The following is a 26,297-nucleotide window of genomic DNA, read 5'->3' on the forward strand; positions in this document are numbered from 1 at the left end:
CCTCGTGAAACCGACCGAACCGCCCTCCACCCGCTACGGCGGACAGGGCGCCCAGCGCCCTTTCGCGTTCCGCGCCGCCGTCCGTCGGCGGCACCCTCGCTCAGCGTGCTCCGGGTCGCTGGTGTTCCGCCGCGATGCCGAACCGCTGCCGTTCGACCGGTGCGGTGGCGACCTCCCGGACGCTGGAGACCGCGCTGATGACCTGCTCCTCCGCCGCGTCGAGTTCGTCGAGGCGTTCCAGGTCGGCCGCGGAGACGAGGGCGACCAGGGGCTTGCCGTGCCGCGTCACGACGACGCGCTCACCGCCGTACACCACCTTGTTGATCAGGTCGGCGAGCTCAGCCCTGGCTTGCGTCACCGGAATCTCGTAGGCCATGTGTTCCAGCTTAGACCCGCCTCCCCGAGCCCCCGCAGAGCGGACGAACCCCGTGGGGCCCGCCGCTCCGCGGGGTTTCGCCGTCAGCGAGCAGGTCTCGCGGCCCCTCGCGCGGCACTCTGTACGTCCTGTACATTTTTTACGGAAGCCATTGAGGAGGCGCACGCCATGAACGACATCGACGTCCCGTCGGCCCGCCATGTACTGCCCGAGTTCACCGAACGCACCAGCTCCGGGTCCCGGACGCTGGATCCGTACTCGAAGCTCCTCGAGGAGCGGATCGTCTTTCTCGGGACCCCGGTCGACGACATCTCGGCGAACGACGTGATGGCACAGCTCATGCATCTCGAATATCTGGCGCCCGAACGGGACATCTCGCTGTACATCAACTCCCCCGGCGGCTCGTTCAGCGCGATGACGGCGATCTACGACACGATGCAGTTCGTCACCTGCGAGGTGGAGACGATCTGTCTGGGCCAGGCGGCCTCCGCGGCGGCCGTACTGCTGGCCGCAGGAACGCCGGGCAAGCGCAGCGCGCTGCCGGGGGCCCGGGTGATGATCCACCAGCCCTCGCTGTCCGAGCCGATCCAGGGTCAGGTGAGCGATCTCGCCATCCAGGCCCAGGAGTTGGCCCGGGTCCGTAACCTGCTGGAAGAACTGCTCGTACGGCACACCGGCCGGAGCCCGGAGCAGGTCGCCGCAGACATCGAGCGGGACAAGATCCTGGATGCCCAGGGCGCGCTGGAATACGGGCTGGTGGACCGGATCGTGCCCAGCCGCAGGTCCTCGGACCCCGCCCCCGGCACGAGGTGAGCCCACCGATGCTTCCGCCCGAACTGCCTCCGCTGCCCGCTCTGACGCGCGCGGAGGGCGAGTTGATCGACCGTTACCTCGAAGTGGCCGATCTGCTCGGCCGTATCAACCCGGCGTATCACGGGGACACGTACCGCGGACTGCGGGCCGCGCAGGCACTGGTCGCCAAGGCGGTCGCCCTGCGGGACGCGCTGGAGTTGATGCATCAGCGGGGCGAGGCGGAGGTCCACGCGGATACGCTGGCGCGTGCGCTGCGCGTCCTGGACGGGGAGCGCCGCACGGCGCGTGTCATCGTTCCGCGTGAGCCCGCCAGTTGACGCATCCGGTCTGCCGGTCCGTACCGGGCGCGCCCAGGTGCCCCGGTGACGCGCTTGTCCAAAACGGGCCGGGAGACGGCCGAAAGCCATCCCCCGTTCGGAGTAGACGAAGGTCCGCCGATTAGACCGGCCGAGTTGCTCGACACGCGCGGTCGACATGCGGAATCGAGGCGTTTCGGCCCTGGTCCGAGGGTGCGCGACCCCATCGAAAGTCGTGCCAGGGTACGGGTGTCCACCCGAACGGGTCAGCGGTGAGTAACGCCACAAAGCCCCGATTCCATTGGGATTTTCCCACTTCCATGAGCCAAGATCCCTTCCTGACGACAAGCCCCCGCCACAAGCGGCGGGGCGATCCGGGCGGACGCCGAGTCCTGCCGCCGCCCGGATGACCGGTCGACAGATGTGCATCGGCAGGAGTGGAGGACCCAAGCACGACGGGTCGCCGGAACGGTCACGCCATGACCGGGCCGAGCAGCCCTTGGGGTGAAGCCGCGTCAGCGGCCGGGCAACTTCGCCAGCCCGAATCCGACAGGTCATCCTTCACAGGCGGCTGACGAAGGGTTGCGCATGTCTGCGCTCAATCGTGTCCCGTCGATGATGACCCGGGCCGGTACGGTCTCGGCTCTCACCCTCGCCGCTGTGGGCGGCGGTCTGGTGCTCCCAGGCGTCAACACGGACGCCGCGGCGGTCACACCACAGACGAAGGCACTTCAGATCGCGGCCTCCAAGAAGGGCTCCCCGTACAAGTACGGGGCCGCGGGACCGAAGAAGTTCGACTGCTCCGGTCTCACGCAGTATTCGTTCAAGAAGGCGGGCAAGTCCCTGCCGCGTACGGCGGCCGCCCAGTACAACAGGACCAAGCACATCTCCGCCAAGAGCCGCAAAAGCGGGGACCTGGTCTTCTTCCACTCGGGCAAGAACGTGTACCACGTGGGCATCTACGCCGGGAAGGGAAAGATCTGGCACTCCCCGAAGACCGGGGATGTCGTGAAGCTCCAGAAGATCTGGACGAAGAGCGTCTGGTACGGCCGGGTCAGCTGACCTGCGCGGGGCGGGAGCGGCGGCCTGGCCTGGACCCGCCGCTCCCGTCCCGTTGCCGTTTCATCAGGCCGGGCTGCGCAGCGGACGCAGTACGTGTGCAGTGCCGCCGAACCGTTACGGCTCCTGCTGGCCCGACGCCGTTACCGGGGGCCGGACGGGGGCCGTCCACGGGAGTTCGATCGATACCGTCTTTCCGCCCTCCCGGGTGGGCCGCACGCACAGTCTGCCGCCCGCCTCCGCGGTCAGCCAGCGGATGATGACCATCCCGCGGCCGTTGTCCTGCTGGACCGCTGCGGGCAGCCGCTTGGGGAAGCGCGGGTGACTGTCCGTGACGCCGATGCGCAGGTTCTCGTCACGGTCGAGGGCGATGTCCACCGTGAAGGCGGGTGACAACCCGAAGGTGTGCTGTACGGCGTTGGTGGCGAGTTCCGAGACGATCAGACGGATGGTGTCGGCGGCTTCGGTGTCACCCCGCAGGCCCCATTCCGCCAGCACATCGGCCACATACGCGCGGGCGGCGGAGACCGAGGCGGGATCGCTCGGCAGAGTGACGGATGCTTCCAGATGGTCTGCCATGGCGAGGTCGTCCCTTTCCCACGGAACCGGAGCCCGACACGGAGCGGCTGGTTCGAGTACGGTCCCGGACTGGTGCTTCGCGCCAGACTGCCATTCCCGCGCCGGTCACGGGGTGCGATCCACCAAGATGTGCATATATCTGTCGCTCGAAGCGGTGAACTCTGCGACCCCAGAGCGTATTTGCGCGGCTCATAAGGAGTAAGGAGTGGCCCATGCAGTACGGTCCCGCGGTGCGCCGCCGAAAGCTGGGTGACGAACTGCGCGCACTGCGCTCCAGGGCCGGCCTCACAAGCGGTGAGGCGGCGCGTCTGATGGGCTGGCACCAGTCGAAGGTGAGCCGCATCGAGACCGGCGCGAGCGGGGTGAAGCCGGCCGACGTACGGTTACTTCTGGACGCGTACCGGGTTCCGGAGGGCGAGTCGCGTGAACTGATACTCGTGCTGGCGGGCGGCGAGGACGGCGGCCGGCACCACTGGTGGCATGCCTACCGGGGCGTGCTGCCGCCCACCTACCGGGACTTCATCAGCCTGGAGTCGCAGGCCAGCACGATGCGCACGCTGGAGACCTCGGTGGTGCCGGGGCTGCTGCAGACCCCGGAGTACGCGCGCGCGATGACCCGGGCCGCCGTGGACGGCGTGGAGGAGACCCGGCTCGACGCACTGGTCGAGGTGCGGCTGGCCCGGCAGGACGTACTGCGTTCGGATCCGCCGCTGGCGCTGAGCGCGGTCCTCGACGAGGCGGTGCTGCGCCGTGAAGTGGGCGGTCCTGAGGTGATGACACGTCAGCTGGGGCGCCTCATGGAAGCGGCCAGACTGCCCCAAGTGCGGTTGCAGATCCTGCCGTTCACCGCGGGGGCATACATCGGCATCACCGGCCCTTTCGTTATCTTCTCCTTTCCGAGCACTTCTGACTTGGATGTGGTTGTTCTCGACCAGATGATGAGTAGCCTCTACCTCGAACGGAAAGAAGACCTCCGGGCCTACAGCGAGGCCTTCAACACCCTTCAGATCCACGCCCTTTCGCCCGAGGATTCGTTGGATTTCATCGCCGGTCTGAATCACGGCGGGTAAGGAGGCGCCATGTCCGCAATGCCTCGAAACGTACCGTCCGTCGTCGAACCGCCCGGTGTTCAATGGCTGCGCAGCAGCTACAGCACCGGCGCGAACAACTGTGTGGAGACGGCCCGTCCGGACACCGGAGTCCGGGCAGGTCGGCTCGCCGTACGCGACTCCAAGAACGTGGCGGGGCCCGTCCTGCTCTTCTTCCCCGAGAGCTGGAAGGGCTTCCTCACCGCGTTGAGGTGATCGCCCAAGGACGCACGGCCGCGGTTCGCCGACTCATGGTCGCGTGTCACTGATCAACGACCCTGTGGATCTACACGTCTACGGTCGGTTCTCGCCGATCACCTGTACCGCACGCGCGATCTGTTCCTCGGCCAGGTCCGCGCGGGCGGTCAGCCGCAGCCGGGACACTCCGTCGGGCACGGACGGCGGACGGAAGCAGCCCACGCCCACGCCGGCGGCCCGGCAGTCGGCCGCCCATCGCACGGCCCCCTCCGGGGAGGGTGCGCGCACGGAGACGACGGCCGCGTCCGGCCGTACCGCCGACAGCCCTTGTGCGCTCAGCCTGGTGTGCAGCTCACGCGCCACCGCACGCGCCCGTGCGGCCCGTTCGGGCTCGCGGCGCAGCAGGGTGAGGGCCGCGAGGGCCGCGCCCGCCGCCGCCGGGGCGAGGCCGGTGTCGAAGATGAACGTACGGGCCGCGTTCACAAGGTGCTCGATCACCCGAGCGGGGCCCAGCACGGCGCCCCCCTGGCTGCCGAGCGACTTGGACAGCGTGACCGTCACGACGACGTCCGGCGCGCCCGCGAGCCCGGCCGCGAACGCCGACCCCTGCCCGCCCTCGCCCAGGACTCCCAGCCCGTGCGCGTCGTCGACCACCATCCCCGCGCCGAACTCCCGGCAGGCGGCGGCGAGTTCGGCGAGTGGTGCCGCGTCCCCGTCGACCGAGAAGACCGTGTCGGACACGGCGACGGCCGACCCGCTGTGGGTGCCGAGCGCCTTGCGGAAGGCGTCCGGGTCGGCGTGGCCGACGACCTGGGTCGTGCCCCGGGCCAGTCGGCAGCCGTCGATGAGCGAGGCGTGGTTGCCCGCGTCCGAGACGACGAGGGAGCCGTGCGGTGCGAGCGCGGTGACCGCGGCGAGGTTGGCCGCGTATCCGGAGGAGAAGACCAGCGCGGCCTCGAATCCGCAGAAGTCGGCCAGTTCGCGTTCGAGTTCCGCGTGCAGTTCGGTGCTGCCGGTGACGAGCCGCGAGCCGGTGGCACCGCCGCCCCAGCGCCGGGCGGCCCGGGCCGCGCCCTCGGTGACCTCGGGGTGGCGGGCCAGGCCCAGATAGTCGTTGCTGGCGAGGTCGAGGAGCGGCGAGTCGGCGGGACGCGGGCGCAGGGTCCGTACGAGTCCGGCGCGGCGGCGCGCCTCGGCCTGCTCGTCGATCCAGCCGAACGCCATGAGTCCTCCGCGCAGCTACGTGTTGTAGGCAGTGAACAGACCCTAACCTCACCCTCTGACACCCATGATGTGGCAATACCCACATCCGGTTTTGTCAAGCAAGGAAAACGCCCAGGTCAGATGCTATATCACGTCCTCTCGGGGTGATCGTCTCTCACTGCACGGACCGGCCGCGCGCCCAGGCGGAGCCGACGCGAGTCAGTGGCTGCTGCTGCGCGACCGCACAGCGAAGCGCCTGTAACCGGCGCACCACCAGCAGCCTCACTTCAGGAACGCGTCAGTCGCCCAGGTCGCCGTCGAGGCAGTCCTGCACCGGCCCGTACAGGCCGCGAGGAACGAGCCTGTGGCCCTCTGACGGCGCTTGGGTTCTAACGGTCCTCGCAACACCCCAGACGAAGCGGTGCGATCGGCTTCGAGACCCGGAAGAACCGCGAGGCCAGTGACGGGAAGAGGCCGGTTCCGGGAGCGGGCCGCATACTCCCATCTCATGGAGCAGGGCTACAGCACTCGGGAGGCCGCACGGATCGTCGGTACCAGCCTGCGCACGCACTCTCCTGGGCGGGCATCGTCGCCGGCCTTCTCGACCTCACCGGCACCGCGCCGACAGGCCGCCATCGACGGGGAGGCAGACTCCGTTGACGTAGGCCGCCGCGGTCACCGGCATCGGGTTCATCGGGTCGCCGTAGACCGCCGTCCTGTGCGTGGTCGTCACGATGTGTCAACCAGAAACTGCCGCGACATCTCCATGTCAGGAACCGGAGCAGCCGCTCGTTGAAGAGGTCGGGCTTGTTCATGTGCGGCTCGTGACCGCTGTTCTCGAACATCGAGTAGCTGCCGCGCTGGACCTGCTGGGCGAACCACTCCATTCCCTCATCGCATCGGCCGGCGCAGAAAACCGGTGCTCCGCACGACTGTTGGCAGACGAGAAGTACCGGTGAATCCCGCTCGGAGAGAGGTCTGATGAGCATCGTTGGTTGGACATACACATCTTTTGACTTCGAGGTGCTGTTCCCTGAGACGGACCGCATCGAGGCGCCGCTGGCCGAATGCGGTCCGGTCGGAGTCGCCGTGGTTTCGCTGATCGATGTTGATCACGCGGTACCGAGCGGAGCCTGTGGGAAGGGGTCCGCTGAGCGAGGCGCACCCGCACCCGGCGGCCGAACCGGCGGACGAATTACGTGTATGTGCCTTGCAGTTGTTCGCACCGGTTCGCCGTGACAAGGGCAGAGTCACGGGTGGCGAAGCCGTCCGCCGGGAAAGGGGCCACGGACGCACCGCGCCGAGGCCATCAGCAGGTCGTGGTCCAGCTCGACGACGAGCATCTCGTCACCCTCGGTCGAGCGGGTGATGCCCATGATGCCGTCGTTGCGTCCCACCGTTTCGTCGACGGGTCCGGTGACAAGAGCCTGGCCAACGGCATACATGGGCGCGGGCCGGGTTCTCGATCGCCCGGGAAACCGGCTTCGGCCAGTACCAACTGACCCTCAGCGTCACGGATCGACATTCCCACCTGGGTCGTCACTGGCCGGCGCAACCCGTACTACCACGCTCGAGAGCGACCACACCGCGGTCGACACCCTCGCCGACTACACGGTCTCCGCCTGGATGAAGCTCGACTCGGCGGACAACCCCGCCACCGCCATCTGCGAGGGGACCAGCCAGCACCAGGCGTTCTACCTCGGCTACGACCGGGGCAACCAGGGCTGGATGTTCCAGACCACGACCACCAACGACGAGAACTCCGACTTCCCCACCGCCGAAGGAGACAACAACACCGGCCCCGTCAACACCTGGACCCATCTCGTCGCGACCTACAAGGCACCCGTCGCCGGTGACTCCACCACCGGTGTCATGGCCCTGTACCAGAACGGCACCCTGATGGGGACGGCCGCCAACCTCAGCCCCCAGTACGACTCCTCACTCCCCCTGACCGTCGGCGGCTGCGTCAACAGTGCGGCGGCCACGACCCCGTACATGGTGTTCCCCGGTTCCGTGGCCGACGTCCACGTCTACCCGCGCAAGCTGTCGTCGACGGAGGCCATCGCACTGCACTGACCGACACAGCCATCCTTGGCCCCCGCCGCTCGCACCAGGAGCGGCGGGGGCCGAGTGGTTCCGGTCGGCCGGTGGGGGGAGTTGTCCGGTACAGGAAGCCGGACGGAGTGTCATGACGCCGGGCGGGAACACGGTTCTGGGGCTCGCCCAGCAGCCCATGACGTTCCGTCTGCTTCACGGCCCGGTGGGAGATTCCGCGTGGCACGCGGCGCCACGCAAGCGGCGTCCGCGCCGTCGCCTGGAGCAGCTGATCGGCGTGGCCGCCACCGAAGGCAACGACCGGGCGTCATATCTGCCCGCTCCTGTACGGCGGAGGCGTCGCGGTGGGCCGCCTCCGCCGTACGTCGTCGTGAGCGTGCCGGGCGCGGTACGCCGCCCGGTGCGGGGTCGGCCCCCGTGGGCGGAAGCGGCGGTCAGCCCATGTGGACGGGCGCCGTGCCCTCGGTGTGCTCCTGCTTGCCCGTGTTGCCGAGCCCGACCGCGGTGACGAACATCGCCGGCAGCAGATGTCCGGCGTAGGAGGAGTCCGGCTCCAGGCCGGCGAACCAGAGCATGCCGCCCGCGCCGACCAGCAGGCCCGGTCCGGCGATCAGCCGGGGAGACAGGCGGGTGACCAACTTCAAGGACGTGCTCACTCAGCCCGTCGAGCCCGGCCGGTTCGGCGGGCTCCCTTCGGCCGGAGCACCGCGGGTCCTTCCCCTCCGGCGTCACCATCGTCACCACCGCCGACGAGGCCGGACAGTGGCGCGGGTTCACGGCGACCTCCTTCTGCTCGGTCTCGATCGGCCCGGGCGCGCAGAGCTGCAAGGAAGGCGAGTTCGGTCTCGTCGAAGTCCCAGAGCTCCTCGTCGCACTCCTCCGGGTCCTCAGCCTGAAACCAGGTGCTGTTGTCCACAGGGAGTCTAAAACCGGGGAGTGTCCCGGGAATCAGGGGCGGAGCCATCATCGAATCGCCGCGGTCGTGACGGTGCCATGGGAGACGTAGGCCCTCTGTCGTAGCGGGTGGCCACGGCCCGGCAGTGACGCCGGCCCAGTGTCGCCCTTTGCTGACGGCTCGTCAGCGAAGGGGGGTAAGGCGTTCCACGGATGGTGTCCGTCAAAGCGGGACAAGCTCACCTTGTCCCAACGGTGGTGACTTCTTTTCAGGTCACGCGCTGTCGGTGGGGAGTGTGGGGTAGTCGGTGTAGCCGCGGTGGTCGCCGCCGTAGAAGGTGGCCGGGTCGGGGGTGTTGTAGGGGCCGCCGGCGGCGAGGCGGGCGGGCAGGTCCGGGTTGGCCAGGAACAGCGCGCCGAAGGCGATGATGTCGGCGGTGCCGTCCTCGATGTGGGCGAGGGCGTCGGGACCGGTGGTCTCGGGGTGGGTGAAGGGGTTGAGGATGAACGCCGTCGGCCAGTCCTTGCGCAGCCGGTTGGTCAGGTCGCGGTCCGGGCTCTCGAGCAGGTGCAGGTAGGCGAGGTCCAGCCGGGCGAGACCGGCGATCAGGGTGGTGTAGGTCTCCAGAACGTCCGCCGGGTCGGTCTCGGCGATGTCGTTGTAGGGGTTGCCGGGCGAGATGCGGAAGCCGGTCCGGTGGCCGCCGATCGCCTCCGCGACGGCCCTGGCGACCTCGATGCCGAAGCGGACCCGGTCCGCAGGCCCGCCTCCCCAACTGTCGGTGCGCAGATTGGTGTTGGGGGCGAGGAACTGGTGGATCAGGTAGCCGTTCGCCCCGTGGAGCTCCACGCCGTCGAAGCCGGCGGCGATCGCGTTGCGCGCCGCTGCGGCGAAGTCGGCGATCGTCCGGGTGATGTCGTCCTGGTCCAGCTCCTTCGGCGTGACGAAGTCCTGGAGGCCCTGGTAGGTGAACACCTGGCCCGCCGCCGCGACGGGAGAAGGGGCGACGGGGGTGAGGCCGTCGGGCAGCAGGCTGGGGTGGCCGAGCCGGCCGGCGTGCATCAACTGGGCGAAGATCGTGCCGCCCTGGGCGTGGACGGCGTCGGTCACCTTCCGCCAGGCGTCGACCTGCTCGGTGGTGTGCAGACCGGCGGTGTTGGTGTAGCCCTGGCCGGCGACCGACGGCTGGATGCCCTCGGTGATGATCAGGCCGGCGCTCGCGCGCTGGGCGTAGTAGGTGGCCATCAGGTCTGTCGCCGTGGCTGCGGGGGCGTCGGCGCGACTGCGGGTCATGGGCGCCATCGCGATGCGGTTGGCCAGCGCCTTGCCGCTCAGGTCGATCGGGTCGAACACGGTGGTCATAACAGCTTCCTTCACAGCATGGATCGGGTGGGAGAGGCGGCGGGCGACAGCCTGGCGGGGTGCCGGTTCCCAGCACTCCGTCGGAAACGAAGCCTCCGAAAGGAGACTATACATCTATTTGAGACTAAGTCTCAAGATGGCTTTCCGCCCGGCTGTGCGGCATGGGTGAGATGCTGCTCTCGATCGAGACTACGTCTCAGGTTGAGTCGTAGCGGTAGCATGGCTCCTATGACTGACTCCGCCGGCACCGCCAAGCACACTCCGACGAAGCCGCCCGGTCTGCGTGAACGCATGCGGGCGACGGTCCGGGCGGAAGTCACCGAAGTAGCGCTTCGGCTCTTCACCGATCAGGGCTTCGGCCGGACGACCGCCGACCAGATCGCCGCCGAAGCGGGGCTCTCGCGCGCCAGCCTGTTCCGGTACTTCGGAACCAAGGAAGACATCGTGCTGGTCGGTCTGGAGGGCAATGGCCAGCAGGTCACGGAAGCGCTCGCCGCCCGCCCCGACGAGGAGCGGCCCTGGGTGGCGCTGCGCCGGGCCTTCGACGTCCTGGTGCGGGTGAACAAGGAATCACCCGAGCGGGCGCTGAGCCTTCTGAGCCTGCTGCACGAGACGCCGTCACTGCGCGCCCGGCACCTCGAGAAGCAGCTGACGTGGCAGGAACAGATGGTGCCCGAGATCGCCAGGCGACTGGACGTCAGACCTGAACGGCCGGAGGATCCCAGGGCGGCCGCACTGGTCGCAGCCGCCCTCGCCTGCCTGGACGCGGCCGCGAGAGGATGGGTCGCCAGCGAGGGCACGGTCCCCCTCGCCGACCTGCTCGATCAGGCCATGGGCGCACTGACGGAGTAACCACCCGCCCAAGACCGACGACCTGCGTTCACCAACCGGGACGGCGAGCCACGGCTGTCCCGTGCCACGTCGCACAGCGCCAGGGGGTTCGGCCGAAGCGGGTAGCCGACCGATAACCGGGAAGAGATCGTCCAGCTCGGCGACAGCAGGCACCGCGGCTCTCATGCCGGCCGCACCTCCCCCGGCCACCCCGACATGGACGACCCTGCCCACGCGCCGAAGTCGGGCGGGCCCGACACCGGGTCGCGCTCGGGCATGTCGACCGACAGCCCGGGCGACTCGGTGGGGACAACGAAACAGGAGACGCCGCCGCGGGTCCGATCATCTGAGGTGCGGGCCATCAGCTGGTAGTAGTCCGAGTGACCGCCATGGGCGGTCGACGCCTGCAACCGTGCAGGACGTAGACGTCGCTGTCCCGCCGGGCACGGGTGCGCATCGCGGCCGGGTCGGCGCCGACATGCGACCCCGACAGGCAGGGGCGCCGAGCAGCAGGTGCCCGAGGTGACCTGCGCGGTCGACTGCTCGACATGGCCGGGCGGCCGGCCCGGCCATTACCCGCCCGGTGCCGGGCCCGCCCCTGACGCCGCGGGAACTCGACGTCCTGGCACAGGTGGCGCTTGTCTGCAGCGGGCTCCAGGTCGCCGCTTCCCGGGCACGCGGCGACAGTCACGTGGCCAGGTGGACCGCGCCAGGCAGGGGCTCCGGCGTGGGACCGCCATGCGGACTTCTGCGCGCACGCGTTCACACAGGCCCGGAGGTCTCGCCGGGGTGTGGCCGGCGGAGTCGGCGGAGTCGGCCATACAGGGAACATACCTATGCAGCTCGATTTGCGACTCAGCCTCGATCGAGAACTACATCTCACCTGCACACATTGCCGCAAGCCGGACAGCAAATCAATTACGAGACTTAGTCTCATGCGGGTGTAGAGTCTCCTGTCGGAGGCTTCATTTCCGACGGAGTGCTGGGAACCGGTACGCCGCGAGGTCGCCGCCTGCGTCTTTCACCCGACCCGTTATGTGAAGGAAGCCGCTATGACTACCGCGTTCGACCCGATCGACCTGAGCGGCAAGGCGCTGGCGAACCACCTCGCGATGGCGCCGTTAACCCCCAGCCGCTAACCCCCCGTCCGTGCCGATGCTCCCGCAGTCACGGCGACAGAGCTGATGGCCACGTACTACGCCCAGCGCGCGAGCGCCGGCCTGATCATCACCGAGGGCATCCAGCCGTCGGCGGGTCGGCCTGGGCCGGCGCAACACCCCCACGGCTTGCACACCGCCCAGTAGGTCGACGCCTGGCGGAAGGTGACCCACGGCTCTGCTCGTCAACTGCGGGTGACCTGAGCAGAGATCACCATTCGCGAGCACGACCAGAAAGAACGCGGCGTTCCAGGCCGCGCGGAGTTCCAGGCCGCAGGCCAGAGACTTCTGATCCAGCCCTTTGTGCCTGATGGCGCCCCCCTCAAGAGAACGAGCCCTCGGGCGAACTGGAGGAATGACACGGTGGAGATAGAGCTGCGGATCAACGGGTCCGCCCGAAGACTGGACGTCTCACCGCAGGTGAGTCTGCTCGACGCGCTGCGCGAGTACCTGGGCCTGACCGGTACCAAGAAGGGCTGCGACCAGGGCGCGTGCGGTGCCTGCACGGTGCTGGTGGACGGCAGGCGGATCAACTCGTGCCTGGCGCTGGCGGTGCAGTACGAGGGCCGTGAGATCACGACCATCGAAGGCGTCGACCATCCGCTGCAGGCGGCGTTCGTCCGTACGGACGGGTTCCAGTGCGGGTACTGCACGCCGGGCCAGATCTGCTCGGCGATCGGCATGCTCGCCGAGCACAAGGACGGCGCGCCCAGCGCGGCGACCGAGCATCTCGCCGACGGCGGCGGGGAGTTGGACGAGGCGGAGATCCGGGAGCGGATGAGCGGCAACCTGTGCCGCTGCGGCGCCTACAACGGCATCGTCTCGGCGATCAGGGAGGTCGCGAAGTGAAGTCGTTCTCCTACCTCAGCGCCCCGGACACGGCCACCGCACTGCGCACCATCGCGGACAGCGAGGACGTGAAGTTCCTCGCGGGCGGCACGAACCTCGTCGACCTCATGCGCGAGGGCATCGAGCACCCGGCGACGGTCGTGGACATCACCCGCCTGCCGCTGACCGGGATCGAGGAGCTCCCCGACGGCAGTCTGCGTGTCGGGGCGCTGGTGAGCAACAGCCGGCTGGCGGCGGACCCCCTGGTCGGGGCCCGCTATCCGGTGCTGGCGCAGGCGATCCTGCTGGGGGCGTCCGCCCAGCTGAGGAACATGGCGACCGTGGGCGGGAACCTGCTGCAGCGCACCCGCTGCATGTACTTCTACGACGAGACCTCCGCCTGCAACAAACGCGAACCCGGCAGTGGCTGCGACGCGATCGCCGGGTTCTCCCGGGGCAGTGCGGTGCTGGGGGCGAGCGAACACTGCAACGCGACGCACCCCTCCGACATGGCGGTGGCGCTGGTGATGCTCGACGCGGTCGTCGAGGTCGAGAGCGTACGCGGCATCCGGCGTATCCCGGTCGCCGACTTCCACCAACTGCCCGGCGACACCCCGCACATCGAGACAGTGCTCGCCGCCGACGAGCTGATCACGGCCGTCGAGCTGCCCCCGGTGCCGGTCGCGGCGAACTCGCGCTACCGCAAGGTCCGCGACCGCGCGTCCTACGCGTTCGCCCTGGTCTCCGTCGCCGCCGCGCTGGCCGTCGAAGACGGCGTGATCACCGAGGTCAGGCTCGCGCTGGGCGGCGTCGGCACCAAACCCTGGCGCGCCACCGAGGCCGAACGCGCGCTGCTTGGCCGGCCGGCGACCGAGGAAGCCTTCCGGCTGGCGGCGGAGGCCGAACTCGCCGCCGCTGAGGGGGGACCGCAGAACGCTTTCAAGATCGAGCTCGCGCGGCGCACGATCGTGGCCACCCTGCGGCAGCTGCTGACCGACGGGAGCGGCGCCTGATGTCGAGGTCAAAGGCAACCGGTTCACGCCCGGTCAGTGTGACAACCATCCCTGCCCGGCCTGCGCGGCTTTCGCGTGATGTGCGCTCGGGCCGTACTGAGGAAGGCGGGGCGGAATGACTACGATCGGACAACCGCTCGACCGTATCGACGGCGGCGTCAAGACGACGGGTGCGGCGAAGTTCGCCGCCGAGCATTCCTATACCGGCCTCACGCACGCCGTGCTCGTGCACGCCACCATCAGCCGCGGCCGGGTCACCGCCCTGCACACCGACGAGGCGAGCGCGGTGCCGGGTGTGATCGCCGTCCTCACCCACCTCAACGCACCCCCCATGAAACCGGCGCAGCTGCCCGGAACATTCAACTTCGCCGGTTTGTTCTCCGGGACCTCGGTGAACTACTTGCAGACCGACGAGGTGCACTGGGAGGGGCAGCCGATCGCGGTGGTGGTCGCGGAGACCTCCGCCGCCGCCCGGGAGGCAGCCGCGCTGGTGCGCGCCGAGTACACGGTGACGAAGTCCGTCGTGGACTTCGAGGGGGCCGAACAGGACGCACAGCCGCAACAGAACGACTCGTTCTTCCCCCGGGGAGCAACCAGGGGTGATGCGGAGGCGGCGCTGGTTACCGCGCAGGTGTCGCTGGACCTGCGGTACACCACCCCGCCGCACAGCCAGAACGCGCTGGAGCTGCACGCCACCACCGCCGTCTGGGACGGCGACCGGCTGACCGTCCACGACGCGACGCAGTCGATCGACTGGCTCCGCACCCACCTCGCGCTGCGGTTCTCCGTGCCCAGGACGAAGGTACGGGTGCTGGCGCCCTTCGTCGGCGGCGCTTTCGGCGGCAAGGTCTCGATGTGGCCCGGCACCATCCTCGCGGTGCTGGCGGCCCGGGCGACCAAGAGGCCGGTGCGGCTGGTGCTGTCGCGGGAGGCGGTCTACCGCACGGTGGGCGGACGCACCCCGTCCATCCAGCGGGTCGCGCTGGGAGCGGACCGCGACGGGAAGCTGACCTCGCTGCTGCACACCAGCGTCACCCGCGCCAGCGAGATCGGAGGTACCTTCGAGCAGGTCACCTCTGCGTCCCAGCATCTGTACGCGTCCGAGAACATCCTCGCGCGGCATGACCGCGTCCAACTCGACCTGGTGCCCAGCACCTTCATGCGGGCGCCGGGCGAGGCCGTCGGCACGTTCGCGCTGGAGTCCGCGATCGACGAACTGGCGTACGAGCTGGGTATGGACCCGATCGAGCTGCGCCTGCGCAATGACACCGAGGTCGACCCGATCGACGGCAAGAAGAAGTTCTCCCACCGCAAGCTGCCCGAGCTGTACGCGCTGGGCGCGGAGCGGTTCGGCTGGCACGAGCGCAACCCCGAGCCGCGTTCGACGCGCGAGGGGCGGTGGCTGGTCGGGACGGGTGTGGCCACGGCGTTCCACCCGGCACTGTCGATGCCGGTCAACGTCATGGTCCGGCTGTCGGCGGACGGAAGTGTCCTGGTGCGCTGCGCCTTCCACGAGATGGGCATGGGCGCGGCCACGGCCCAGGCCCAGATCACGGCCGACGCATTGGGTGTGCCGTTCGGCGCCGTGCGTGTGGAGTACGGCGATTCCGATCTGCCGATGGGGCCGGCCGCCGCTTCCTCGGTCCAGACAGCGAGCACCGCCGCCAGTGTGCTGGAGGCGTGCGAGGAGCTGAAGCAGACGCTGAAGTCCATGGCCCGCAAGACCGGCGGCGACAGCCACGAGGAGATACTCCGGCGCGCGAAGGTGCCGCACATCGAAGCCAAAATCGGATCCGAGACGCGGCTGGGCCGCATCGCCGGGCGGGCACGTTTCCTCCCGGGCTTCCTGCTCGGCGCCCAGCGGTTGATCAAGGCTGCCTCCGGTGTGCAGTTCTGCGAGGTGCGCGTGGATGCGGAAACCGGCGAGACGCGGGTGTCGCGGTGGGTCGGCGTGTTCGACATCGGCAGGGTGATCAACGCGAAGACGGCGGCCAGCCAGGTGCGCGGCGGCATCGTGATGGGCCTGGGCCTGGCGATGGCCGAGGAGACCCTCGTCGAGCCGAGCACCGGACGCATCATGAACCCCAGCCTGGCCGAATACCACGTCCCGGTGCACGCGGATGTCCCGCCGATCGACGTGTCCTTCCTCGACGACCCGGATCCGAACACGCCCCTCGGCATCCTCGGCGCGGGCGAGGTGGGCATCACGGGTGTCGGAGCGGCCGTCGCGAACGCCGTGTATCACGCGACCGGCAAGCGGGTGCGGGACCTGCCGATCACGCTGGACAAGCTGCTCTGAGGCGACAGCGGTCCAAAAGCCCTCGTCGCGGCGTGCCCGTTCGGGCGGCTGCGGCGCGACGAGGGCTGAGCCGCCTCATGGCAGATCCGCGCCATCCGACTCCGACCACCACGAGAAAGAAACAGCATGCTGGACATCGCGCGCGAGCTGAGCCGGTGGCTCGATGAGGGACGCGATTTCGCCGTGGCCACTGTCGTGGGCGTCAGCGGCAGCGCGCCGCGTGGGCCGGGCGCCGCGCTGGCCGTCGACGCCGACGGCACGGCCATCGGCTCGGTCTCCGGCGGCTGCGTGGAAGGCGCCGTCTACGACCTGTGCACTCAGGCGCTCGCCGACGGCGAGACGGTGCGCGAGCGGTTCGGCTACAGCGACGAGGACGCCTTCGCCGTCGGCCTGACCTGCGGCGGCGTCCTCGACATCCTGGTCACCCCGATGCCCGCCGACGGACCGGGCAGGAAGGTGCTCCAGGTGGCGCTGTCGGCAGCCGCCCGGGGTGGGGCGGTGGCGCTCGCCCGCGTGACCCGCGGCCCAGCAGAGCTGCTCGGGCGGCCGCTGGCAGTGCGCCAGGACGGCTCCTACGACGGTGAGCTCGGCGGGCATCCCGACCTGGACCGCACCGTTGTGCAGGAAGCGCGCTCCCTGCTGAACGCCGGCCGCACCGGCACCTTCGACATAGCGCAGGACGGCTCCCACTGCGAGCCGGACCTGACCGTGTTCGTCGAGTCGAGCGTGCCGCCGCCGCGCATGCTCGTCTTCGGCGCCATCGACTTCGCCGCCGCCCTCGTACGCGTGGGCAAGTTCCTCGGCTACCACGTCACCGTGTGCGACGCCCGCCCCGTCTTCGCCACCCGCACACGCTTCCCCGAGGCCGACGACATCGTGGTCGACTGGCCCCACCGCTACCTGCAACACACCCCGACCGACGACCGCACGGTGATCTGCGTCCTCACCCACGACGCCAAGTTCGACGTACCCCTCCTTCAAGCGGCCCTGCGCCTGCCGGCCGCCTACATCGGTGCGATGGGCTCCCGCCGCACCCACGAGGACCGTGATCGCAGACTCCGCGAAGTCGGCCTCACCGAAGCCGAACTGACCCGCCTGCACTCACCCATCGGCCTCGACCTCGGCGCCCGCACCCCCGAGGAAACCGCCCTGTCCATCGCAGCCGAGATCATCGCCTCCCGCCAGGGCGGAACAGGCCTGCCCCTGAGCGACTCACACACCCCGATCCACCATGACCGAACCGACCGCCAAGTCCACGGGAACACCTCACCCGCCCCGACTGCAGGCGTCACATCTGCCGGGGTGCTCACAGTCTGAGGGCCCGGTCGGAACAACCCCCAGGGCTCTCGTTCGCACCGCCGATCCCATGAATGCGGTGCCGATCACCGACCGGAAGCACACATCACCGGCAGCTACTCACTCGTACGCCTCGTTGACCCCACATCGAACGGACAGGCCCCAGTGTCCACCAGATCAACACCCCTGCCGTCAACAGCGCGCTCCAGGCATCATGATCATGTCCTGGACGCCGTCCCGCCGCAGCGCCCTGCCGACGGGCTGAAGGGCGTGCTGCTGCCCGTTGCCATCGTGCTGCTCATCGGCTCCATCTTCGTCAGCGTGTACCTCGCGGCTTTCCACGCACCCGAGCCGCACGACCTGCCGGTGGCCGTCGTCGGCACCGCGCAGCAGGCCCGGCAGACAGCCGACGGCCTGGAGCGCGGCCTACCGGGTGGCTTCGAAGTGAAGCGGTATACCGACGAGAGCGCGGCCCGTCACGCCGTGCAGGACCGGACGGCGTACGCCGCGTACGTCACCGGCGCTGACGGCCCGCCCGAGCTGCTGTATGCCGGTGCCAACGGGCCGTCGGTCACCTCCACGGTCAGCAGTGCTTTCTCGGCGCTCGCCCAGTCGAGCGGGCGCACGCTGGTCGTGAAGGATGTCGTGCCGGCGGCGGACGGCGACACTCGCAGCATGTCGGTGTTCTACGCCGCCTTCGGTCTCGTCCTGGCCGGCTTCCTGTTCGGCATGATGACCTACCAGATGGCTCCCCGCCTGGAGTTCCGCCGACGCATGTTGAGCCTGGCCTCCTTCAGTGTGCTCGGAGGCGTGATCGTGGCCCTGCTGACGGGCAGTCTCGGCTTCGGTGCTCTGCCCGGTCCCTTCCTCGGAATCGCGGGGCTCGTCGCTCTGATGGGTGCCGCGGTCGGCAGTGCGACGATGGCGATCATGCGGCTGTTCGGCCGGGCCGGCCTGCCCTTGGCCTCCGTCATCCTGCTCACCCTGGGCAACAGCACGAGCGGCGGCACCCTGCCGGCCGCCTACCTGCCGGGCTGGCTGCGCCCGCTGTCAGAGATTCTCCCGGTGGGTGTCGGAGTGCGCGCCGTCCAGGGCCTGTCCCACTTCGACAACGACGGCCTCGTGCAGGGCATCACCATCCTGGCCGGGTGGACCGTGCTCTGCGCCGGTCTCGTCTTCTGGCGGGACGCCCCGGCGCGGCGCCCCACGGCGACAACCCAACAGGCCTGACAAGGTGTGGGGAGGGTGTCACCGCGGACGAGGTTGCTGTGGCGCGCGGCGAGACACCTCCTTGAGCCTCTGGAGCACCTTCTGCCCAGCAACATGACTCCACCGGAGCCGGGGGCACCTCACTCACAGGAATGTCGCCTTCGAGGGTGAGACCGGTGTCGATGTGGGCCTCAAGGCCCTCATCGATCGACTCCTTGGCGGCCCGCAGCGCGAGGGCCGGGCCCTTGGCCAGCCGGGCGGCCCAGGCGTGCGCTGTTCGTACACCTCGGCGGCCGGGACGACACGGTCGACCAGGCCGATGCGGCAGGCTTCGTCGGACTTGACCATCCGGCCGGTGAAGATGAGGTCCTTGGCCCTGGACGGCCCGATGAGCCGGGACAGGCGCTGGGTGCCGCCCGCACCGGGGATCAGCCCGAGCAGGATCTCGGGCTGGCCGATCCTGGCATCGTCCGCGGCGATCCGGTAATCGGCGCACAGGGCGAGCTCGCAGCCGCCACCGAGCGCGTACCCGGTGATGGCGGCGACGAGGGGCTTGGGGATGCGGGCCACGGCCGTGAAGGAGTCCTGGAGCGGGCACGAGCGCTTGATCACCGCGACCATGCACGCCCGAACGTCCGCGGACGTCGTGGTAACGGCTCTGCCCACTCCGTGTCTACGGCAACGTGGTGATCAACACAACGGAAACGTTCCTGACAGGCGGCACCGTGGTGCTGATGGAGTGGGTCGCCCCGGCTGAGGCGCTGTGGCTGATCGGGAGAGCCGCCGATACATGGTGTGCAGCGTGACGTCGCCGAAGTGGGCAGCGATCTCCGCGGGTCTCCACCGGCGGGTCGGGTCGTCCTGCAGCAGGGCGAGAGTGCGATGCCGTCGGCGCTGGGCTGGGCGGTGTGGCGGTCATCGCGGGAGGCTGTAGGCAAAGACGGCTGTTGGGGGCCGGGTTCGAGAACGGTGACGGTGAGGTGGGTAACGATGCGGCTGCGATCGGGACGGCCATCGTCGCGTCGCTCGCTGTAGCGGGACATCGGGGACTTGACCTTGCGGGTGCCGGTCCGGTGACGGCGAGGCGCAAGGAGTCGGTCCAGCACCCGCCGGCCGATCAGTCCGAGAGGGCCGGGCTCGTCGGGGACGATCCCGGTGGCCTGGACGACCTGGTCACGGGCGGTCTGCAGTGCCACGGTGAAACTGCAGCGGTCGGGGTCGGGGTCGGGGAGGGACTCGGCGGCCTCGACCATCACGATGCGTAGGGCCTGGTAAAGGGCGAGCAGGGCCCACATCTCCTGTTCGAGGCCGACCGCGTCGCCCGAGCGGAGGTGCCGGCCGGCGAGGAGCGTGGGGCGGAGCGCGTAGTACGCGCTCTCACGTCCCAGCGCTCGTGGTAGAGGCCGATCAGCGTCCTGGCCGGGTGCCGGCGGTGGTCGGTCACAGTGGTGGCCAGCCGGTAGGAGCCGGTGAAGACGGTGCCATCAGCGTAGGCCACCGTGATCTCGGCGTCGATGATCCGGACTGCGACAGTGCCGATCACCGACAGGTAGGAGCCGTCGTCGAGACGGGCCAGGACCGGGGTGCGCCGGTTGCTGCGGAGCCGGCCCAGCACTTTTGCGCCGGTCGTGGTCACCTGGGCAAGGAAGTCGTTGGCGTCGAAGCCCTTGTCCCACAGCACCAGCATGTCCGGCCCGAGCAGGTGCAACAGGCGACGGGCATAGGCAGTCTCACCCTCGTCGGTAGGGCCGAACACCGCGCCGATCAACGCTCTCGTCCCGGTCTCGACCAGCGTCATCAGGTCCGGCGTGGGATAGCCGTGATGGGCCGTCCGCCCGAGCCAGGCCCGGTTACGAGTCGAATCGGGTACACGCAGCTAACTGCAGCCGTCGATCATGTTACATACCCCACACATCGAAGCGCCTCTGTTGTACCAACCCTCCTTTCGCTCGGCCCGTCGGATACGTCAGGATCGGCTCCCATGGACCTGCTGACGACGCTGGTGGACAAGGGGCTGCGGCGCGAGTTGCCGACCCGTGAAGAGGCGCTGGCCGTACTGGCCACCTCCGACGACGATCTCCTCGATGTGGTGGCCGCCGCCGGGAAGGTGCGCCGGCACTGGTTCGGGCGGCGGGTGAAGCTCAACTACCTGGTGAACCTGAAGTCGGGCCTGTGCCCCGAGGACTGCTCCTACTGCTCGCAGCGCCTCGGCTCGACCACCGGCATCCTGAAGTACACCTGGCTCAAGCCCGACGAGGCATCGAAGGCTGCGGCGGCCGGGCTGGCCGGGGGCGCCAAGCGGGTCTGCCTGGTGGCGTCCGGGCGCGGCCCGACGGACCGTGACGTGGACCGGGTCGCCGGCACCATCAAGGCGATCAAGGACCAGAACGAGGGCGTCGAGGTGTGCGCGTGTCTCGGCCTGCTCTCCGACGGCCAGGCGGAGCGGCTGCGCGAGGCGGGGGCGGACGCCTACAACCACAACCTGAACACGTCCGAGGCCACGTACGGCGACATCACCACCACCCACACCTACGAGGACCGCGTCGACACGGTCCAGAAGGCGCACGCGGCCGGGCTGTCCGCCTGCTCGGGCCTGATCGCGGGCATGGGCGAGAGCGACGCCGACCTCGTCGACGTCGTCTTCTCCCTCCGTGACCTCGACCCGGACTCGGTTCCGGTCAACTTCCTCATCCCGGTCGAGGGCACCCCGCTGGCCAAGGAGTGGAACCTCACCCCGCAGCGCTGTCTGCGCATCCTGGCGATGGTCCGGTTCGTGTGCCCGGACGCGGAGGTACGGATCGCGGGCGGCCGTGAGGTCCATCTGCGCTCGATGCAGCCGCTCGCCCTGCACCTGGCCAACTCGATCTTCCTCGGCGACTATCTCACCACCGAGGGCCAGGCGGGCAAGGCCGACCTCGACATGATCGCCGACGCCGGTTTCGAGGTCGAGGGCGCCGACCAGGTGACGCTGCCCGAGCACCGGGCGGCGGTGGGCGGGGGATGCGGGTCCCACGCGTCCACGGGTGGTGAGTGCGGGTCCCACGAATCCACGGGTGGTGGGTGCGGCTCACACGAGGGCGGTGGCGTCTGCGGTACGGCCGCCCCCGCCACTCCGACGGTGAGCGAGCCCCGTACGGACCTGGTGACCGTACGCCGTCGAGGTGCCGGAACGGACCTCGCGCCCAATGCCTGACCTGGCTGACCTGCCTCTGTCCCAGCTGCTCGACCTGGACCGGCGGCACGTCTGGCATCCGTACGGGCCCATGCCGGGCCGGGTCGAACCGCTCGTCGTGGAGTCGGCGAGCGGCGTGCGGCTCCGCATGGCGGACGGCTCGGGCGAGCTGGTCGACGGGATGTCGTCCTGGTGGTCGGCGATCCACGGCTACAACCACCCGGTGCTCAACGAGGCGGCGCGCGAGCAGCTCTCGCGGATGAGCCATGTCATGTTCGGCGGGCTCACCCACGAGCCCGCCGTGCGGCTGGCGAAGCTCCTTGTCGACTTGTCGCCTGATGGACTCGAGCATGTCTTCCTCGCCGACTCCGGTTCGGTGTCGGTCGAGGTCGCGGTCAAGATGTGTCTGCAGTACTGGCGTTCGGTGGGCCGCCCGGCGAAGCAGCGTCTGCTGACCTGGCGCGGCGGCTACCACGGCGACACCTGGCAGCCGATGTCCGTGTGCGACCCCGAGGGCGGCATGCACGAGCTGTGGCAGGGCGTCCTGCCCCGCCAGGTCTTCGCGGACGTGCCCCCCACGGAATACGACGAGTCGTACGCCGACCATCTGCGCTCGACGATCGAGCGGCACGCCGACGAACTGGCCGCCGTGATCGTCGAACCGGTGGTGCAGGGCGCGGGCGGGATGCGGTTCCACTCCCCCGCGTATCTGCGGGTTCTGCGCGAGGCGTGCGACGCGTACGGCGTACTGCTCGTGTTCGACGAGATCGCGACCGGGTTCGGCCGCACGGGCACGCTGTTCGCGGCGGAGCACGCGGCGGTGACCCCGGATGTGATGTGCGTGGGCAAGGCGCTGACCGGCGGTTATCTGACGATGGCGGCGACGCTGTGCACGGCACGGGTGGCGCACGGCATCTCGCGCGGCGAGGTCCCGGTACTCGCCCACGGCCCGACCTTCATGGGCAACCCGCTGGCGGCGGCTGTCGCCTGCGCCTCGATCGGCCTGCTGCTCGACCAGGACTGGCAGGCGGAGGTCAAGAGGCTCGAGGCCGGACTGCGCGACGGACTGGCCGACGCGGCACAGCTCCCCGGAGTCCGGGACGTACGTGTGCTGGGCGCGATCGGGGTGGTCCAGCTCGACCACGAGGTGGACATGGCGGCTGCCACCGCGGCGGCGGTGCGCGAGGGCGTGTGGCTGCGGCCGTTCCGCGACCTCGTGTACACCATGCCGCCGTACGTCACCGGCGACGCGGACGTGGCCCGGATCGCGCGCGCGGTGTGCGCGGCGGCCGAGGAGGGATGAACATGCCGATCCTGGTGATCACGGGGACGGGCACGGAGGTCGGCAAGACGGTCACGACGGCCGCCGTCGCCGCCACGGCCCTCGCGGCGGGCCACACGGTGGCCGTGCTCAAACCGGCGCAGACGGGAGTACGCCCCGACGAGCCCGGTGACGCCGACGAGGTCGCGCGGCTCGCGGGCCCGGTACACGCGGTCGAACTCGCCCGCTATCCGGACCCGTTGGCCCCCGCGACAGCCGCCCGCAGGGCCTCGCTCCCGCCGGTGCGACCGGCCGAGGTGGCGGAGGCCGCCGCGAAACTGGCCGCCGAGTACGACCTGGTACTGGTGGAGGGCGCCGGCGGACTCCTCGTACGGTTCGACGACGAGGGCAAAACCCTGGCGGACGCGGCGGAGTTGATGAACGCGCCCGTACTGGTCGTCGCTTCGGCGGGCCTGGGCACCCTGAACACGACAGAACTGACGGCCCGTGAACTCTCCCGCAGAAACATCGACTTGACAGGCATCGTCATCGGCAGCTGGCCCGACGAGCCGGATCTGGCGTCCCGTTGCAACGTGGCCGACCTGCCGGTGGTCGCCGGGGCACCTCTACTCGGAGCACTACCTGCGGGGGTGGGAACCCTCCCTCCGGCCAACTTCCGCACGATGGCAGGCAGTTGGCTGGCCCCACCGTTGGGCGGAACATGGAACGCGGCGCAATTCGACGCCGGGCGTTTTTAGGGGCGCGGGGAACTGCGCGACAAGCCCCCACCGGCCCGCAGCCAACTCACAACTGACAACTCACAACCCCTCCTCCCCCAACAACCGCACCAACTCAACCCGAGACCGAATCCCCAACCGCGAGAAAACCCCCCGCAGATGATGATCAATCGTCCGCGGACTCAAAGCCAGCCGCACGGCGATCTCCCGGTTCGTCGCCCCCTCCGCCACCATCCGCGCCACCATCAACTGCTGCGCCGTAAGCCGCGCAGCGACCTTCACCGGCCCCGACACCACAGTCACCGGCGCCCCCAGCGCCCGAAGCTCCGCCCGTGCCTGCGTCGCACAGTGCGGCGCACCGAACGTCTCGAACGCCTCCAGCGCACTGTGCAGCCGGTCCCGCGCCTCGGTGCGTTGCCGCAGCCTGCGCAACGCGCTGCCGAACAGCAGCTCGGTACGGGCGCGTTCGAAGTCGCGTGTGCCGTGTGCGTGCAGGTCGAGGGCGGTGCGGTAGTGATCGACCGCTTCGGCGCCGGGGGCGAGCAGGGCGCGGCAGCGGGCGCTGAGGGCCAGGTCGTCGGGGCTGCGGACGGCGGTGGCCCAGCGGTCGTAGTCGGCGTGGGCGGCCCGTGCGACGCGGGTGTCGCCGGTGCGGACGGCGGCCTCGACATAGTGCGGGGTGGCCAGGTGCCGGATGGCCCGGTGGCCGTGGCCGGGGCCGAATCCGGCGAGGGCGCGCAGCCGGGCGGCGGCGCTCTCGAAGCGGCCCGTGGACAGATCGAGGAAGGCGAGCGCCCACAGGGCGAGGGCGGCGGGCAGTCCCAGACCGTGGGCGCGGGCGTGGGTACGGGCGGCCTCGGCGCGGTCCCGGCAGACCTCGCCGTCTCCGGTCACCGCGGCGAACATGGCGAGGGCGGCCTGAAGATGACAGGCGCCGTTGTCCTGGCCGGTGGCGTACGCCTGCCAGAGTGCGTCGGCCGCGGCGGTCTCGGCGGCGCGTGGGCGGCCGGTCCAGAAGTCGGCGTAGGCCCGGAACTCCATGGCCTGCGGGACGGTCACCGTCTCCCCTCGGGCGCGGGCGGAGGCGGCGGCCCGGACGGTGGCGCGTTCGGCGCCGGGGTGGTCGCCGAGGAGCAGTGCGGCGATGCCCGAGTGGATGAGCAGGGTGGGGTCGCCACCGGGGCCGCAGCGCCCGGCGGCGGCCTTGAGGAGGTTGCGGGCGTCCTCGTACCGGCCCTCGACGGCGGCGGCGAGTCCCGCGAGGGTGCCGGGCGGGATGATGCCGAGCCGTGCGGACACGGTGGCCGCCTCCCGGCAGCGGCGCAGGTCACCGGTGTACATGGCGGCCTCGGTGGCACGTGCCAGCAGGTGCACGGCGACGTCCAGGGCGGGGTTCGGGACGCGCTGCGACGACTGAGAGTCCGGGTGCGGGTACGGGGGTCCGTAGGGGTACGGATACGGGCCGTCCGGCAGATCGGAGCCCGGCTGTCCCTGATCTCCGGCGGAACGATTCAGCGCGCTGCCCCGCTCAGGCATGCGCCCCTGATCAGGCGTTCGCCCCTGCTCCAGCGCGGCTCGCGCGTGCCGGACCGCGGCCGTCAGCAGCCCGTCGAAGGCCTCGGTCGCGTTGCCCGAGCGCAGGGCGAGCATGCCGCTCAGCGCGCTCTCGTCCGAGGACGCCACCAGTACCAGTCCGCGGGCCCGGTCGCCGTCACCCCGGTGCCAGGCGTCGGCGGCTGCCCGGGAGAGCAGCCGGGACCGGTCTCGCGGGTCGGGCGAGAGGGCGGCGGCGCGTTCGGCGAGGGCGCCGGCCAGGAGGTGGTCGCCGAACTCACGCGCCTCGTGCGCGGAGGCGCCGAGTTCGCCGGCGAGCCGTGCGCTGGGGCCGAGGGCGCCGGCGCCCCGGTGCCAGGACCGCCGGGGTGTCTCGCCGTCGCCGTGCAGGACACGGGCCAGCAGTCGGTGTGTGTCGCGGCGGTCCGCCGAGGATCCGGACTCGTAGGCCGCGACGCGCGTCCACGCGTCGCGGAAGACGACTCCGTTCGCCGTCGCTTGGGCGATTCCGGCCGCCTCGGCTGCTTCGATGGCCCGGGTGTCGAGGTGGCCGGCGGCGACCGCGCGCAGAAAGGCGCAGGTCGGTACCGGGTGCTGGTCGGCGGCGGCGAGGAGGAGCAGCAGCCGGGTGTCGTCGGGCAGGGCGCGGATCTCCCGGCGGTGCGCCCGCAGCAGTTCGGGGGCGAGTTCGGCGGGATCCGACGGGAGCGGGTCGAGGCCCGCCGCCTGCCGTTCGGTGAGGCGCGGTACGAGTTCGGCGGCGGCGCACGGATCGCCGTACGCGGCGCGCAGGACGCGCACGCGGACGCCTTCGGGGAGCGGGGGGCCGAGCTGCTGCCACGCGTCCGTGAGCTGCGGTGGCGAAATACGCGGGAGAGGCGGGGGATTCACCGAGGTCACCACACCACTCACGTTACTGGCGAGTTAGAAGGTGCGTAAAGACCGGCGATTTCACCGATGCGGCGCGCGTAGACCCGGCCTGACACTCCAGCCAACCCCGCCCCATATCAGGAGGC

The 26,297-nt window shown here is 70.0% G+C and carries 25 protein-coding genes, 2 pseudogenes and 1 riboswitch; of the genes and pseudogenes, 17 read left to right on the top strand and 10 right to left on the bottom strand.

The window, feature by feature from the left end:
• Positions 1 to 100 precede the first annotated feature (100 nt).
• Positions 101 to 376 (bottom strand): type II toxin-antitoxin system Phd/YefM family antitoxin, encoded by a 276-nt coding sequence (locus PV396_RS12925; protein WP_319203838.1) that lies wholly within the window; start codon positions 374 to 376, stop codon positions 101 to 103.
• A gap of 168 nt (positions 377 to 544) precedes the next feature.
• On the opposite strand from PV396_RS12925, the gene PV396_RS12930 reads away from it, so the two are divergent.
• The 3 genes from PV396_RS12930 (at position 545) to PV396_RS12940 (ending at position 2,547) form a co-directional block, all read left to right on the top strand.
• The gene (locus tag PV396_RS12930) at positions 545 to 1,189 is read left to right on the top strand and encodes an ATP-dependent Clp protease proteolytic subunit (RefSeq protein WP_416071387.1); all 645 of its coding nucleotides are present in this window, start codon (positions 545 to 547) and stop codon (positions 1,187 to 1,189) included.
• Between the two features lie 8 nt (positions 1,190 to 1,197).
• Positions 1,198 to 1,506, top strand: coding sequence for a hypothetical protein (locus tag PV396_RS12935; protein ID WP_307629372.1), 309 nt, complete (start codon positions 1,198 to 1,200; stop codon positions 1,504 to 1,506).
• Positions 1,507 to 1,890: 384 nt separating this feature from the next.
• Positions 1,891 to 2,070, top strand: a riboswitch (cyclic di-AMP (ydaO/yuaA leader).
• A 3-nt stretch (positions 2,071 to 2,073) separates the two neighbouring features.
• Positions 2,074 to 2,547: a C40 family peptidase gene (locus PV396_RS12940; protein ID WP_319203844.1), complete on the top strand. Its 474-nt coding sequence runs from the start codon at positions 2,074 to 2,076 to the stop codon at positions 2,545 to 2,547.
• 114 nt (positions 2,548 to 2,661) lie between these two features.
• Here PV396_RS12940 and PV396_RS12945 read toward each other — a convergent pair whose 3' ends face one another.
• The gene (locus PV396_RS12945) at positions 2,662 to 3,123 is read right to left on the bottom strand and encodes an ATP-binding protein (protein ID WP_319203846.1); all 462 of its coding nucleotides are present in this window, start codon (positions 3,121 to 3,123) and stop codon (positions 2,662 to 2,664) included.
• A 212-nt stretch (positions 3,124 to 3,335) separates the two neighbouring features.
• Between PV396_RS12945 and PV396_RS12950 the strand changes: the two genes are divergently transcribed.
• Together PV396_RS12950 and PV396_RS12955 are read left to right on the top strand one after the other, a co-directional pair.
• Complete coding sequence (locus PV396_RS12950) at positions 3,336 to 4,193, top strand: helix-turn-helix transcriptional regulator (protein ID WP_319203847.1); 858 nt, start codon at positions 3,336 to 3,338, stop codon at positions 4,191 to 4,193.
• Between the two features lie 9 nt (positions 4,194 to 4,202).
• Positions 4,203 to 4,427, top strand: coding sequence for a DUF397 domain-containing protein (locus tag PV396_RS12955; protein ID WP_319203848.1), 225 nt, complete (start codon positions 4,203 to 4,205; stop codon positions 4,425 to 4,427).
• 78 nt (positions 4,428 to 4,505) lie between these two features.
• On the opposite strand, the gene PV396_RS12960 is transcribed toward PV396_RS12955, so the two are convergent.
• From PV396_RS12960 to PV396_RS12970, 3 genes are all read right to left on the bottom strand, one after another.
• Complete coding sequence (locus PV396_RS12960) at positions 4,506 to 5,633, bottom strand: 8-amino-7-oxononanoate synthase (RefSeq protein WP_319203850.1); 1,128 nt, start codon at positions 5,631 to 5,633, stop codon at positions 4,506 to 4,508.
• Between the two features lie 586 nt (positions 5,634 to 6,219).
• Complete coding sequence (locus PV396_RS12965) at positions 6,220 to 6,345, bottom strand: hypothetical protein (RefSeq protein ID WP_319203852.1); 126 nt, start codon at positions 6,343 to 6,345, stop codon at positions 6,220 to 6,222.
• A gap of 517 nt (positions 6,346 to 6,862) precedes the next feature.
• Positions 6,863 to 7,057, bottom strand: a complete 195-nt coding sequence (locus tag PV396_RS12970) for a hypothetical protein (RefSeq protein WP_319203854.1) — start codon at positions 7,055 to 7,057, stop codon at positions 6,863 to 6,865.
• On the opposite strand from PV396_RS12970, the gene PV396_RS12975 reads away from it, so the two are divergent.
• The gene (locus PV396_RS12975) at positions 7,056 to 7,688 is read left to right on the top strand and encodes a LamG domain-containing protein (protein WP_319203856.1); all 633 of its coding nucleotides are present in this window, start codon (positions 7,056 to 7,058) and stop codon (positions 7,686 to 7,688) included. The two genes, PV396_RS12970 and PV396_RS12975, sit on opposite strands and share 2 nt — an antisense overlap.
• Positions 7,689 to 8,101: 413 nt before the next feature.
• On the opposite strand, the gene PV396_RS12980 is transcribed toward PV396_RS12975, so the two are convergent.
• A complete protein-coding gene (locus PV396_RS12980; RefSeq protein WP_319203858.1) occupies positions 8,102 to 8,323 on the bottom strand; it encodes a hypothetical protein in 222 nt (73 codons plus the stop codon).
• Positions 8,324 to 8,400: 77 nt separating this feature from the next.
• Here PV396_RS12980 and PV396_RS45100 point away from each other — a divergent pair, with 77 nt between their 5' ends.
• Positions 8,401 to 8,673 (top strand): flavin reductase family protein, encoded by a 273-nt coding sequence (locus PV396_RS45100; RefSeq protein WP_416071395.1) that lies wholly within the window; start codon positions 8,401 to 8,403, stop codon positions 8,671 to 8,673.
• Positions 8,674 to 8,835: 162 nt separating this feature from the next.
• Here PV396_RS45100 and PV396_RS12985 read toward each other — a convergent pair whose 3' ends face one another.
• Positions 8,836 to 9,924, bottom strand: coding sequence for an alkene reductase (locus PV396_RS12985; protein ID WP_319203861.1), 1,089 nt, complete (start codon positions 9,922 to 9,924; stop codon positions 8,836 to 8,838).
• A 228-nt stretch (positions 9,925 to 10,152) separates the two neighbouring features.
• Between PV396_RS12985 and PV396_RS12990 the strand changes: the two genes are divergently transcribed.
• From PV396_RS12990 to PV396_RS13020, 7 genes and pseudogenes are all read left to right on the top strand, one after another.
• Positions 10,153 to 10,776: a TetR/AcrR family transcriptional regulator gene (locus PV396_RS12990; protein WP_319203863.1), complete on the top strand. Its 624-nt coding sequence runs from the start codon at positions 10,153 to 10,155 to the stop codon at positions 10,774 to 10,776.
• 1,031 nt (positions 10,777 to 11,807) lie between these two features.
• Positions 11,808 to 12,056, top strand: a pseudogene (locus PV396_RS12995) (alkene reductase); the annotation flags it as partial.
• Positions 12,057 to 12,275: 219 nt separating this feature from the next.
• Entirely contained in the window at positions 12,276 to 12,761 is a 486-nt protein-coding gene (locus PV396_RS13000; RefSeq protein ID WP_319203865.1) for a (2Fe-2S)-binding protein, read from the top strand.
• The gene (locus tag PV396_RS13005) at positions 12,758 to 13,753 is read left to right on the top strand and encodes a xanthine dehydrogenase family protein subunit M (RefSeq protein ID WP_319203867.1); all 996 of its coding nucleotides are present in this window, start codon (positions 12,758 to 12,760) and stop codon (positions 13,751 to 13,753) included. The genes PV396_RS13000 and PV396_RS13005 overlap by 4 nt, the downstream gene beginning before the upstream one ends.
• Before the next feature lie 115 nt (positions 13,754 to 13,868).
• On the top strand, positions 13,869 to 16,052 hold the full coding sequence (locus tag PV396_RS13010; protein WP_319203869.1) for a xanthine dehydrogenase family protein molybdopterin-binding subunit: 2,184 nt from the start codon (positions 13,869 to 13,871) through the stop codon (positions 16,050 to 16,052).
• Positions 16,053 to 16,178: 126 nt separating this feature from the next.
• Positions 16,179 to 17,369, top strand: a complete 1,191-nt coding sequence (locus PV396_RS13015) for an XdhC/CoxI family protein (RefSeq protein ID WP_319203871.1) — start codon at positions 16,179 to 16,181, stop codon at positions 17,367 to 17,369.
• Positions 17,370 to 17,513: 144 nt separating this feature from the next.
• Positions 17,514 to 18,578, top strand: a complete 1,065-nt coding sequence (locus tag PV396_RS13020; RefSeq protein WP_319203873.1) for an ABC transporter permease — start codon at positions 17,514 to 17,516, stop codon at positions 18,576 to 18,578.
• A gap of 139 nt (positions 18,579 to 18,717) precedes the next feature.
• Here the strand turns inward: PV396_RS13020 and PV396_RS13025 are convergent.
• Positions 18,718 to 19,220 (bottom strand): annotated as a pseudogene (locus tag PV396_RS13025) (enoyl-CoA hydratase/isomerase family protein); the annotation flags it as partial.
• A gap of 589 nt (positions 19,221 to 19,809) precedes the next feature.
• Positions 19,810 to 20,433, bottom strand: coding sequence for a transposase (locus PV396_RS13030; protein WP_319204102.1), 624 nt, complete (start codon positions 20,431 to 20,433; stop codon positions 19,810 to 19,812).
• A 105-nt stretch (positions 20,434 to 20,538) separates the two neighbouring features.
• Here PV396_RS13030 and bioB point away from each other — a divergent pair, with 105 nt between their 5' ends.
• From bioB to bioD, 3 genes are read left to right on the top strand one after another with little or no spacing between them, the layout of a single operon-like run.
• A complete protein-coding gene (gene bioB / locus PV396_RS13035; RefSeq protein ID WP_319203875.1) occupies positions 20,539 to 21,750 on the top strand; it encodes a biotin synthase BioB in 1,212 nt (403 codons plus the stop codon).
• Positions 21,743 to 23,032 carry an adenosylmethionine--8-amino-7-oxononanoate transaminase gene (locus PV396_RS13040; protein WP_319203877.1) on the top strand — a complete coding sequence of 430 codons (1,290 nt, stop codon included), beginning with the start codon at positions 21,743 to 21,745 and terminating at the stop codon, positions 23,030 to 23,032. The genes bioB and PV396_RS13040 overlap by 8 nt, the downstream gene beginning before the upstream one ends.
• Positions 23,033 to 23,034: 2 nt before the next feature.
• Positions 23,035 to 23,748 (top strand): dethiobiotin synthase, encoded by a 714-nt coding sequence (bioD, locus tag PV396_RS13045; protein ID WP_319204104.1) that lies wholly within the window; start codon positions 23,035 to 23,037, stop codon positions 23,746 to 23,748.
• A gap of 60 nt (positions 23,749 to 23,808) precedes the next feature.
• Here the strand turns inward: bioD and PV396_RS13050 are convergent, their stop codons facing one another.
• The gene (locus PV396_RS13050) at positions 23,809 to 26,184 is read right to left on the bottom strand and encodes a helix-turn-helix transcriptional regulator (protein ID WP_319203879.1); all 2,376 of its coding nucleotides are present in this window, start codon (positions 26,182 to 26,184) and stop codon (positions 23,809 to 23,811) included.
• Between the last annotated feature and the right edge of the window lie 113 nt (positions 26,185 to 26,297).

The sequence above is a fragment of the Streptomyces sp. ME02-8801-2C genome (assembly GCF_033793965.1).
GTDB lineage: Bacteria > Actinomycetota > Actinomycetes > Streptomycetales > Streptomycetaceae > Streptomyces.

Coding starts and splice junctions, on each gene's coding strand:
- PV396_RS12925 (WP_319203838.1), bottom strand. CDS start 376: ATGGCCTACGAGATTCCGGTGACGCAAGCCAGGGCTGAGCTCGCCGAC.
- PV396_RS12930 (WP_416071387.1), top strand. CDS start 545: ATGAACGACATCGACGTCCCGTCGGCCCGCCATGTACTGCCCGAGTTC.
- PV396_RS12935 (WP_307629372.1), top strand. CDS start 1,198: ATGCTTCCGCCCGAACTGCCTCCGCTGCCCGCTCTGACGCGCGCGGAG.
- PV396_RS12940 (WP_319203844.1), top strand. CDS start 2,074: ATGTCTGCGCTCAATCGTGTCCCGTCGATGATGACCCGGGCCGGTACG.
- PV396_RS12945 (WP_319203846.1), bottom strand. CDS start 3,123: ATGGCAGACCATCTGGAAGCATCCGTCACTCTGCCGAGCGATCCCGCC.
- PV396_RS12950 (WP_319203847.1), top strand. CDS start 3,336: ATGCAGTACGGTCCCGCGGTGCGCCGCCGAAAGCTGGGTGACGAACTG.
- PV396_RS12955 (WP_319203848.1), top strand. CDS start 4,203: ATGTCCGCAATGCCTCGAAACGTACCGTCCGTCGTCGAACCGCCCGGT.
- PV396_RS12960 (WP_319203850.1), bottom strand. CDS start 5,633: ATGGCGTTCGGCTGGATCGACGAGCAGGCCGAGGCGCGCCGCCGCGCC.
- PV396_RS12975 (WP_319203856.1), top strand. CDS start 7,056: ATGGGCGCGGGCCGGGTTCTCGATCGCCCGGGAAACCGGCTTCGGCCA.
- PV396_RS12970 (WP_319203854.1), bottom strand. CDS start 7,057: ATGTATGCCGTTGGCCAGGCTCTTGTCACCGGACCCGTCGACGAAACG.
- PV396_RS12985 (WP_319203861.1), bottom strand. CDS start 9,924: ATGACCACCGTGTTCGACCCGATCGACCTGAGCGGCAAGGCGCTGGCC.
- PV396_RS12990 (WP_319203863.1), top strand. CDS start 10,153: ATGACTGACTCCGCCGGCACCGCCAAGCACACTCCGACGAAGCCGCCC.
- PV396_RS13010 (WP_319203869.1), top strand. CDS start 13,869: ATGACTACGATCGGACAACCGCTCGACCGTATCGACGGCGGCGTCAAG.
- PV396_RS13015 (WP_319203871.1), top strand. CDS start 16,179: ATGCTGGACATCGCGCGCGAGCTGAGCCGGTGGCTCGATGAGGGACGC.
- bioB (WP_319203875.1), top strand. CDS start 20,539: ATGGACCTGCTGACGACGCTGGTGGACAAGGGGCTGCGGCGCGAGTTG.
- PV396_RS13040 (WP_319203877.1), top strand. CDS start 21,743: ATGCCTGACCTGGCTGACCTGCCTCTGTCCCAGCTGCTCGACCTGGAC.
- bioD (WP_319204104.1), top strand. CDS start 23,035: ATGCCGATCCTGGTGATCACGGGGACGGGCACGGAGGTCGGCAAGACG.